This is a genomic window from Collinsella aerofaciens (assembly GCF_019131995.1).
Taxonomy (GTDB): Bacteria; Actinomycetota; Coriobacteriia; order Coriobacteriales; family Coriobacteriaceae; genus Collinsella; species Collinsella aerofaciens_S.
In genome coordinates, this window is the sequence record NZ_JAHONA010000049.1 from 1 (window position 1) to 8,158 (window position 8,158).

The following is an 8,158-nucleotide window of genomic DNA, read 5'->3' on the forward strand; positions in this document are numbered from 1 at the left end:
CGGGCTCTCCCGACGGGAAACGAAAAAGCCCGGTTTCAAACCGGGCTCGAACGAACATGCCTATTGACAATGGCTTTCTCATATTACAAAACGGTCCCCTTGCGAGGACCGTTTCCAATTCAGTGGTGGGCGATGAGGGATTCGAACCCCCAGCCTTGTGCGTGTAAAGCACCTGCGCTAACCGTTGCGCCAATCGCCCGTGCGGAGAGAGTATAGCAAAACAATCGCCTCATTCATCTCATATCCATTAAAGGTAACTGGCACGTGTCGCAGCGGAGCTGATTCAGTTGAGATTGCCTGAACATTCCGCCCCTCTTTACGCCCTCGGGTATACTCAAAAGCTACTGATTCGATTTGATGCCCAGCAACAGCAGAGGGGATAGTATATGTGCGGTTTTGTCGGTTTTGTCGGTGGGACGGATAACCAATCCGAGGTGCTCACCAAGATGATGGACCGCATCGTCCATCGCGGTCCCGACATGGGCGGTCAGTTTATCGACGGCCGCGTTGCCCTCGGCTTCCGCCGCTTGTCGATCCTCGACCTGACCGAGGCCGGCGCTCAGCCCATGGCCAATGAGGACGGCAGCGTCGTCATTGTCTTCAACGGCGAGATCTACAACTTCCAAGAACTCCGTTCCGAGCTCGAGGCCAAGGGCTACAAGTTCCACTGCGGCGCCGACACCGAGAGCCTCCTGCACGGCTACGAGGAGTGGGGCGAGGCCGTACTCGATCGTCTGCGCGGTATGTACGCCTTCGTCATCTGGGACAAAAAGAAGAACAAGCTTTTTGGCGCCCGCGACATCTTTGGCATCAAGCCGCTCTACTACTATCCCATGGCCGATGCGGGCGACGGCGCTCCGGGCGTGCTCTTTGGTTCCGAGATCAAGAGCTTCCTGGACTACCCGCACTTCCACAAGGCGGTCAACAAAAAGGCTCTGCGTCCGTACATGACGCTGCAGTATTCGGCGACTGAGGAGACCTTCTTCGAGGGTGTCTACAAGCTGCCGCCGGCGCACTACTTTACCGTCGATATTCCGACCGGCAAGATGAACATCGAGCGCTACTGGGATTGCGATTACTCTGCCGTCGAGAAGCCGTTCGAAGAGTATGTCGATGAGCTGGACGAGGTCGTGCACGAGAGTGTCGAGGCCCATCGCATCGCCGACGTCAAGGTCGCGTCGTTCCTCTCCGGTGGCGTCGACTCCAGCTACATCGCCGCTTGCCTCATGCCCGACAAGACCTTCTCGGTGGGCTTTGACTACAAGAACTTCAACGAGACCAACTACGCCAAGGAGCTTTCCGATAAGCTCGGCGTCGAGAACGTTCGCAAGATGATTACCGCCGACGAGTTCTTCGGTGCGCTCGAGGACATCCAGTATCACATGGACGAGCCGCAGTCCAACCTGTCTTCCGTGCCGCTGTGGTTCTTGGCCGAGATGGCCCGCAAGGACGTTACCGTCGTGCTTTCGGGCGAAGGCGCCGACGAGCTCTTTGGCGGCTACGCCTACTACGAGGACACGGTCCCGGTGCGCAAGTACAAAAAGATGGTGCCGCTGCCCATCCGTCGCGCGCTCGGTAACCTGGCGCTGCATATGCCGTACTTCAAGGGACATAACTTCCTGGTCAAAGGTGCCGAGATCCCCGAGAAGTCGTTCCTGGGACAGGCTCTGGTATGGCCGGAGCGCGAGGTCGACGGCGTGCTCAAGCCCGAGTACAACACCGGCGATGGCGCCTTTGAGCTCGCTGCACCCATCTACGCACGCGTGAAGGGTCAGCCCGAACTGGTCAAGAAGCAGTACCTGGACATGAACATGTGGCTCCCGGGCGACATTCTGCTCAAGGCCGACAAGATGTGCATGGCGCACTCGCTGGAGCTGCGCGTGCCCTTCCTGGACCGCAAAGTCATGGAGTTCGCCGAGCACATTCCCGACCGCTACCGCATCAACGAGAACGGCAACAAACAGGTACTCCGCCACGCTGCCAACAAGTCGCTGCCCGATGAGTGGGCCACCCGTCCCAAGGTGGGCTTCCCGGTGCCGATTGTCTACTGGCTGCGCGAGCAAAAGTGGTACGACTATGTCAAGGAGTACTTCACCGCGCCGTGGGCAAGCGAGTTCTTCAATACCGACGAGCTCATGCACCTGCTCGATCTGCACTTTGCGGGCAAGGGCGATTTCCAGCGCAAGATCTATACGCCGCTCGTGTTCCTAGTGTGGTACAAGCGCTTCTTTATCGACGAGGACCAGCCCGCTGTTCAGGCTGCCTAGCCTCGGCTTACGAACGCCTGCGCGTAACGGCTCCTCCGGGAGCCGTTTTTGCGTGGGTGCGTTTCAGTTACTATAAAACCGTCCCTGCCAAATGGCTGAGAAAGGTGAAAGATGCACCATTCGGATTCCGCGACCGTGACCACGGTCGATACGCTTGCCAAGCTTCTCGATGTGTGCGGCGAGCTGCGCGCATCAGAGCAGGTTGACGAGCGCGCCGTGACCGGCTGCTCGTTTGATTCGCGCGCGGTCTCGGCAGGTGACGTATTCTTTTGCAAAGGTGCTGCCTTTAAGCCCGCGTTTTTGAGCATGGCGCTCGATGCGGGCGCCGTCGCATTTGTGTGCGAGGAGTCGCTGGTCGAGTCTCTGGAGCCGCTGGCGCAGGAGAGCGGTGCTGCGATGCTGGTTGTTGATAGTGTTCGCACGGCCATGGCCCTGTTGCCGCCGGAGGTCTACGACCGTCCCGACCACGACGTCAAGATCGTGGGCATCACCGGCACCAAGGGAAAGACCACGGCCGCTTTTATGCTCCAGTCCATCATCAAGGCGGCGGGCGAGTCCTGCGGCATGATCGGCTCGGTGAGTACCGACGATGGTATCGAGTGCTACGAGAGCACCAACACCACGCCCGAGGCCCCCGAGGTTTGGCGCCATATCGCCAACTGCCGCACGTCCGGTCGCCAGTCCATGGTCATGGAGGTCTCGAGCCAGGCGCTCAAGTACCAACGCGTCGAGAATCTGCCGTTTGACGTGGCGTGCTTCCTCAACATCGGCCGCGACCACATCTCGCCGATCGAACACCCCACGTTTGAGGATTATTTTGAGAGCAAGCTTAGGATCTTTGACCAGGCAAAGACCGCCGTGGTGAATCTGGGCACCGATGAGGTTGACCGTGTGCTAGAGGCAGCGTCGACGGCCGAGCGCTTGGTGACCGTTGGCGTCGAGCATCCCGAGGCAAGCCTGTGGGCGAGCGATGTCCGCATGCTCGGCTTTAACATCGAGTTCAACTTGCACGGCATGAGCGCCGACGAGCCCGAGGCGGGGGAGAAGGTCCTGCTGGGTATCGCGGGCGACTTTAACGTGGAAAACGCGCTGGTCGCTATCGCCGCTGCGCGCGAGATCGGCATCGGTATCGAGGCTATCAAGAAGGGCCTCTCCAAACTGCGTGTGCCGGGCCGCATGGAGGTCGTGGAGTCGAAGGACGGCCGCGTGATCTGCGTCGTTGACTATGCGCACAACCAGCTTTCGTTCCGTTCGCTTTTCTCGTCGGTCAAGCGCGCGTTTCCCGCTAGCCCCGTCATTGCGCTGTTTGGCGCCGCCGGCGGCAAGGCGCAGGAGCGCCGCGAGCAATTGCCACGCGAGGCCGCACCGTATTCCGACCTGATGATCTTTACGAACGAGGATCCAGCTCACGAGGACCCGATGAAGGTCTGTCGCGAGCTTGCCGAGCATGTTCCCGACGATACGCCGAACAAGATCATCCTCGACCGCGAAGCCGCTGTGCATGCGGCGTTCAAGGCGGCGCGCGAGGAGTACGTCAACCCCGATGCTCCCACCATTGTCTTGCTGCTGGCAAAGGGTGACGAGGAGCTCATGCACGTGGGCGACGAGTTCGTGCCCATCGAGAGCGACCTTTCGCTGGCCAATCGCCTGATCGATGTTACCCAGTTTGACTAATGAACCATGATGGCGGCGGCGCCCTGAGTGCGCTGTCGCCATAAGCGTGTTCCCTCAATCAAAACATGCCGTCCAAGTCCAAACCCTTCTACGTAAACGGAGTAACCATGTCCCACAATACCCTGCCGACCGTCGCTGAGCTTTCGGGCGAGATGCGCGAGCGCTTGGCCAAGGTCAAGTACGTCTTTACCGACCTGGATGCCACGATGCTTGCACCCGGCTCGTGCGTGCTGCGCGACAACGACGGCAACCCCTCGACCAAACTCGTCGAGGCCGTCGTGGCGCTCGCTCGCGCTGGTATTCAGGTGGTTCCCACCTCGGGCCGCAACCGCACCATGATCCACGAGGACGCGCGCGTGCTCGGCCTCAACTCCTACATTGGTGAGATGGGCGGCCTGGTTATGTACGACCTCAAAGCCAACGATTGGGAGTATCTGACCGGTGACATGCCTTACGACCCCGCCTGTGGCTTCACGCCGCACCAGGTGATCGAGCAGACCGGCGTGTGCGAGAAGATCCTTGCCCGCTGGCCGCACAAGATCGAGTACCACAACGACATGTCGACCGGCTACAAATACCGTGAGGTCACCGTCGGCATGCGCGGCGATGTGCCCGACGATGAGGTCCAGGCCATCCTGGACGAGGCCGGCTGCGGTCTGATCTGGGCTTGCAACGGCCATCTGACTCACCTGTCCAAGCCGACGACGCTCGAGCTCGATCGCGTCGAGGACGGTCGCGCATTCAACATCAACCCCGCGGGCCTCAACAAAGGCGTCGCCATTGCGCGCTTCTGCGAGCACCTGGGGATCGAGCGCGAGGAGACGTTGGCGCTCGGCGATTCCGAGTCCGACTTCTACATGGCCGATCACGTGGGCACGTTCTGCCTGGTCGAGAATGGCCTGACGAGCGCCGGCGCGCTCGAGTTCCTGGCTGCTTGCGAGAACGCTTTCGTTACGCGCGGCAAAATTGTCGACGGTTGGGCGGCGACGGCAGAGCTGCTGGTCGCGGCGCGTTCGTAGCGCGGCGTCGCCGCACGTGGACATGTCTTTTCGAGAGAGACTGGTGAGGTAATGTCCGATATCGAGAATCCGGCAGGCGACACGCGCCCGATTGGCGTGTTCGATTCTGGTTTGGGCGGTCTGACGGTTGCGCGCGCGATTGCGACGGCGTTGCCGCACGAGTCCGTCTACTACTTTGGCGACACCAAGCGCTGCCCCTACGGCACGCGCACCGAGGATGAGGTGCGCTCGTTTGCGCTGCAGGCGGGTCGTTGGCTTTCGAAGCACGACGTCAAGATTATGGTCATCGCCTGCAACACGGCGACCGCTGCGGCCTTGCGTTTGGCCCAGCAGGTGCTCGACGTTCCCGTGATCGGCGTGATTGCGCCGGGTGCCCGTGCAGCAATCAACAGCACGCGTACGCGTCGCGTGGGCGTGCTCGCCACCAACCTCACCATTCGCTCGGGCGCCTACACGCGCGCCATTCAGGATCTAGATGCCGGCGTCGATGTATACGGCTGTCCTGCCTCGAGCTTTGTCGAGGTTGTCGAACACGAGCTCGCCTCGGGTGCACATCTGCAGGAACAGTGGCTTGAGAACGAGGATATCTTCGATACGCCTGCCGTGCGCGCGCTGGTGGGTGCCACGGTTGAGCCGCTGCGCGACCACGGTATCGATACCGTGGTGCTCGGCTGTACGCATTTCCCGCTGTTGGTGGGACCTATCCGCCATGCGCTGGGGCCTGGGGTGCGCGTCGTGAGTTCCGCCGAGGAGACCACGCGCGAGCTGACCGATATCCTCACGCGCCGCGAGCAGCTGGCGGGCGACGCCGCCGAGCCGCAGCATCGTTTTGCCACGACGGCTGATAACATTGCCGAGTTTGCGGTGGCGGGCAGCTTTATCTTTGGTCAGCCGCTCAAGAGCATTGAGCATATCGATATCGACGAACTGAAATAGATATAGGGTCGCCGACCAAAGGCTCACGTTCACCTTTTGCCGAAAGGATTTTTCCATGGAGTATATGCAGGTCAACCGCGCCAACGGCCGCGCCGCCGATGAGCTGCGCCCCATCAAACTGACTCGCGGCGTCATGAAGCACGCCCACGGCTCGTGTTTGGCCGAGTTCGGTGACACGCGCGTGCTGTGCGCCGCCACTATCGAGGAGGGCGTGCCGGGCTGGCGAAAGGGAGCTAAGGCCGGCTGGGTGACCGCGGAATACGCCATGCTGCCGGCGTCGACCGGCAAGCGCTGCAAGCGCGAACACGCCAACCGCAAGGGTCGCTCCATGGAGATCGAGCGCCTCATTGGCCGCAGCCTGCGTACCGTCGTCAACATGAAGGCGCTCGGCGAGTACACCGTCACCGTCGACTGCGATGTGATTCAGGCCGATGGCGGCACGCGTACAGCGAGCATCACCGGCGCCTGGGTGGCGCTGCACGACGCCCTCGCCATGTGGGTCGAGGCGGGCAAGATCGAACGCATCCCGCTTATCGGCCAGGTGGCTGCCATCTCCATGGGCGTTGTCGACGGCAATACTCTGCTTGACCTCGATTATTCGGAGGACAGCCATGCCGAGGTCGACATGAACCTCGTCGCCACCGACACCGGCGAGATGATCGAGCTCCAGGGCACCGGCGAGCAGGCGCCCTTTGACCGCAAACGCCTCAACGCCCTGCTCGACCTGGGCGACAAGGGTATCGCCGAGCTCATCGAGCTTCAGCGCCAAGCCATCGCCTAACCTGCCAAAAGGGACGGGTTTATTTTGGTAGGTTTTATCTGCGGAGACGTCTAGACACAAGACTGCCGTTGATTGAGAGGGGAGAGGCAGAGGCCCTCGTCGCCCTCGGCGCGGCATTGCTATAGAGACAAGGAGGCCACTCATGGCACTTGAGAAGATCGACATTGACACTCTCGACCCGGCGGCGACCATCGTCGTGGCAACGGGCAACGCCCATAAGCTCACCGAGATCGAGGCCATTTTGGGCAAGGTCATGCCCGAGGTGCGCTTTGTGGCGCTCGGCCAGCTGGGCGATTTTGAGGACCCCGAGGAAAACGGCACGACGTTTTTGGAGAACGCCATCATCAAGGCGCAGGCTGCGGTTGAGGAGACGGGGCTTATGGCCATCGCCGACGATTCCGGCCTGGTCGTCGACGCGCTGGACGGCGAGCCCGGTGTGTATAGTGCGCGCTATGCGGGCGTGCACGGCGACGATGCCGCCAACAATGCAAAGCTGCTCGTTAACCTGGAAGGCGTGGCGGACGAGGATCGCACCGCGCGCTTTATGAGCGTCGTTGCGCTCATCGACACGGATGGTCTGGTTACCTATGGCGAGGGCGCCTGCGAGGGCGTTATCGCGCACGAGGGCCGCGGCGACCATGGTTTTGGCTACGACCCGCTGTTCCTGCCGGTCGACACGCCGGGCAAGACCATGGCCGAGCTGACGGCGGACGAGAAGAACGCCATCAGCCATCGTTTCCACGCGCTCGAGCATCTGTCCGCCAAGCTGACGGGCGAGGAGTAGACCGTGCGTGCGGTGGTGCAGCGCGTGCTCAACGCCGGCGTGACGGTCGACGGCGAGTGCGTGGGCCGCATTGGACGCGGCTACCTGGTGCTGCTGGGTGTGGGCCATGGCGATACGCGTGCCGAGGCCGACAAGCTGTGGGGCAAGCTCCGCGGGCTGCGTATCAACGAGGACGAGAACGGCAAGACCAACCTGGCACTTGCCGATGTCGACGGCGAGGTGCTCGTGGTGTCGCAGTTCACGCTGTTTGCCGACTGCCGCCACGGCCGCCGTCCGTCGTTTACGGATGCCGGCGCCCCCGATGTCGCCAACGAGCTCTACGAGTACTTCTTGACGCTTGTGCGCGAGGACGTCGAGCAAGTAGCACATGGCATCTTCGGCGCCGATATGAAAGTCGATCTTGTCAACGACGGTCCGTTCACCATCGTCTTGGACACCGATAGTCTGTAAGTAGTCAATTTGGGACCGGGCTTTTTAAGCTGGTTGATTTCCGATCTCAGCCGAACACATTGAGCAAATAGGCCATTCCCGCAGCTAGCTGAACGCCCCCGCGGCCCCTCCTGGGGTCCGGGGGCGCCGTTTTCCCAGTTGATGGAACGGTGGAGATGTGTTTCGATGGGTCCGGTGGCCATGCTCCGCCCGCCGCCCGGCACCTCTTCCCAGACTCAGCCGGACGGCCGGTCCGTCTATTCCGTTT

General features: G+C 61.4%; 7 protein-coding genes and 1 tRNA gene. 7 read left to right on the top strand and 1 reads right to left on the bottom strand.

The genetic code is table 11. The annotated features are described in order from the left end of the window. Positions 1-123: 123 nt before the first annotated feature. A tRNA-Val gene (locus KSY82_RS09960) sits at positions 124-199 on the bottom strand. Positions 200-386: 187 nt separating this feature from the next. Between KSY82_RS09960 and asnB the strand changes: the two genes are divergently transcribed. The 7 genes from asnB (at position 387) to dtd (ending at position 7,911) form a co-directional block, all read left to right on the top strand. After that, entirely contained in the window at positions 387-2,267 is a 1,881-nt protein-coding gene (gene asnB / locus KSY82_RS09965) for an asparagine synthase (glutamine-hydrolyzing) (RefSeq protein ID WP_117745773.1), read from the top strand. A 111-nt stretch (positions 2,268-2,378) separates the two neighbouring features. Then, the gene (locus tag KSY82_RS09970) at positions 2,379-3,941 is read left to right on the top strand and encodes a Mur ligase family protein (protein ID WP_117774379.1); all 1,563 of its coding nucleotides are present in this window, start codon (positions 2,379-2,381) and stop codon (positions 3,939-3,941) included. A gap of 107 nt (positions 3,942-4,048) precedes the next feature. Next, on the top strand, positions 4,049-4,960 hold the full coding sequence (locus tag KSY82_RS09975) for an HAD family hydrolase (protein ID WP_217751097.1): 912 nt from the start codon (positions 4,049-4,051) through the stop codon (positions 4,958-4,960). Positions 4,961-5,011: 51 nt separating this feature from the next. Next, positions 5,012-5,896 carry a glutamate racemase gene (murI, locus tag KSY82_RS09980; protein WP_035137557.1) on the top strand — a complete coding sequence of 295 codons (885 nt, stop codon included), beginning with the start codon at positions 5,012-5,014 and terminating at the stop codon, positions 5,894-5,896. A gap of 55 nt (positions 5,897-5,951) precedes the next feature. Then, the gene (rph, locus tag KSY82_RS09985) at positions 5,952-6,677 is read left to right on the top strand and encodes a ribonuclease PH (protein WP_217751098.1); all 726 of its coding nucleotides are present in this window, start codon (positions 5,952-5,954) and stop codon (positions 6,675-6,677) included. Between the two features lie 142 nt (positions 6,678-6,819). Then, entirely contained in the window at positions 6,820-7,461 is a 642-nt protein-coding gene (gene rdgB / locus KSY82_RS09990) for an RdgB/HAM1 family non-canonical purine NTP pyrophosphatase (RefSeq protein ID WP_022094898.1), read from the top strand. A gap of 3 nt (positions 7,462-7,464) precedes the next feature. Then, positions 7,465-7,911 carry a D-aminoacyl-tRNA deacylase gene (gene dtd, locus KSY82_RS09995; protein ID WP_035137554.1) on the top strand — a complete coding sequence of 149 codons (447 nt, stop codon included), beginning with the start codon at positions 7,465-7,467 and terminating at the stop codon, positions 7,909-7,911. Positions 7,912-8,158: the final 247 nt, after the last annotated feature.

What these genes read in the sequence shown, in the direction of transcription:
- asnB (WP_117745773.1), top strand. Translation starts at nt 387, where the DNA reads ATGTGCGGTTTTGTCGGTTTTGTCGGTGGGACGGATAACCAATCCGAG.
- KSY82_RS09970 (WP_117774379.1), top strand. Translation starts at nt 2,379, where the DNA reads ATGCACCATTCGGATTCCGCGACCGTGACCACGGTCGATACGCTTGCC.
- KSY82_RS09975 (WP_217751097.1), top strand. Translation starts at nt 4,049, where the DNA reads ATGTCCCACAATACCCTGCCGACCGTCGCTGAGCTTTCGGGCGAGATG.
- murI (WP_035137557.1), top strand. Translation starts at nt 5,012, where the DNA reads ATGTCCGATATCGAGAATCCGGCAGGCGACACGCGCCCGATTGGCGTG.
- rph (WP_217751098.1), top strand. Translation starts at nt 5,952, where the DNA reads ATGGAGTATATGCAGGTCAACCGCGCCAACGGCCGCGCCGCCGATGAG.
- rdgB (WP_022094898.1), top strand. Translation starts at nt 6,820, where the DNA reads ATGGCACTTGAGAAGATCGACATTGACACTCTCGACCCGGCGGCGACC.